Here is a 1,580-nt window from a genome sequence, read left to right as displayed (position 1 = left end):
AGTTTTCCAATGAGTTCATGGAGCTGTATCCGCTGGCCAACATCATGGTGGCCGACGCCTAGCTTGTTGATTTTGCTGACAAATTTACAATGGCACGGATATTGCGTGCGCGAAATATGACTAAATCTCTTACCAAGAAAGTTTCCAATGACCATCAAGTCACTCTTGCAGCGTGCCCTTTTCATCGGTGCAATGGCCGCCTGCAGCGTATCGGCCGCCGCCCCGATTTCGATCGACTATACTTTTTCACCTGTGACGGTCGCTTTCAACGGCACGCTGCAATCAACCGGCGCCTTTACCATGTCGATCAAGACCGACACCGACACCCCTAATCTGGGCAGCGGCTTTGGCGATTTCCAGAATGCGTATGCGGCTGAGGTTTACATTACCGCCGCTGCACTGGGCCTGGACAACGCGCACGTCACCAACCCGACCCAGCTCTATTTTGGCGGCACGGTGTTCGGCTTCAAGGTTGACGACTTTGGCACCATCCTCACCGGTTATGCCGGCACCCAGCTCAGTTTCGGCTACGCCTTTGACTTGTCGACACTTGTTGTGCCGCAAGGGCCGGTCTTGATGAGAGGTACCGAGGTGCGCACCAGCACCGCCATCAACTTCGACAACGGCAGCATGTTTGACGCCGGCCAGCTTGTATCGTTCACTAACCAGACCAATACCGCCACGGTCACCGGCCTGGTTGACGTTCCCGAGCCATCGTCGCTGGCCTTGTCCGCGCTGGCGATCATCGCGCTGGCTCGGCTGCGCCGCCGCCGCGCCTGATCTTAGCTAATCGGCAGTTTTTGCGCGGCAGCCTGCACGGCAGTTTGCGCGGCTTACTTCGATGCAGAATGTTGAGAAGTACCACGTAAGCCTTATTCTACCTAGGCTCTCATGCTGATCATGATAATGCGTGTACCTAAGCGTGTACCTAAGAACTAAAACGTCGCCGACAATGGATCATAGCTTGTGCCGGCCGACGATTGGGCATGCGGGATAGATCGGGCCGAGCAGCAACGCATGGGCTTTCGCCCGGGTAATCGCAACTCGAAGTATCTTGCGACTTCGATTGTGGGGTGGCTCGTCTCCCCACCACACGAAGGACGAGACCAATTTCTTACCGTCGTGCCGCCCTTCGCGGACGACGATGACGCCATCGAACTGCTTTCCTTTAGACTTATGCACGGTCATTACTTGTACCCCCGGAGGATCGTCTACACCCCCGAGAATCTGATCTTGAGCAAGTGCAAAATCCAGGACCTCGCGAGCGCCGGTGTACTGTCCGTCGCGCATCCACACGGCACCCAGTCCTGCACTGATACGCCTTCCGCGATTAAATGCCACGAGATAGTCCAGGTTCTTAGCGACGTCCGTGAGTTCACCATCACCGACATCTCGCAGCGCCCGCTTAATACGATTCCAATCCTGAGCAGGATCGCCAGAAAATCCCTGCGCGCGAACCCCGTCCATAACACGCAGCACTGACTGAACGAATTTCGCGGTCGGAACTTTTCCCTCACGTACTTTCAAAGACCAGATTCGCCACTGCTTGGCCGCCGCCAAGCCGCTCGCCCGCTTTGCGT

Annotated in this window: 1 protein-coding gene and 1 pseudogene; one reads left to right on the top strand and one right to left on the bottom strand. The window is 56.3% G+C overall.

Annotation, left to right across the window (positions count from 1 at the left end; genetic code table 11):
* Window positions 1–147: 147 nt before the first annotated feature.
* Window positions 148–780 carry a PEP-CTERM sorting domain-containing protein gene (locus tag ACP7BV_RS26900; RefSeq protein ID WP_426107960.1) on the top strand — a complete coding sequence of 211 codons (633 nt, stop codon included), beginning with the start codon at window positions 148–150 and terminating at the stop codon, window positions 778–780.
* 177 nt (window positions 781–957) lie between these two features.
* On the opposite strand, the pseudogene ACP7BV_RS26895 reads toward ACP7BV_RS26900, so the two are convergent.
* Window positions 958–1,580: pseudogene (locus ACP7BV_RS26895) on the bottom strand (ATP-dependent helicase); the annotation flags it as partial.

This window comes from Massilia sp. TSP1-1-2 (assembly GCF_049896185.1).
Lineage (GTDB): Bacteria > Pseudomonadota > Gammaproteobacteria > Burkholderiales > Burkholderiaceae_D > Telluria_A.
This window is presented reverse-complemented; position numbering and strand designations above follow the sequence as displayed.

Coding starts and splice junctions, on each gene's coding strand:
- ACP7BV_RS26900 (WP_426107960.1), top strand. CDS start 148: ATGACCATCAAGTCACTCTTGCAGCGTGCCCTTTTCATCGGTGCAATG.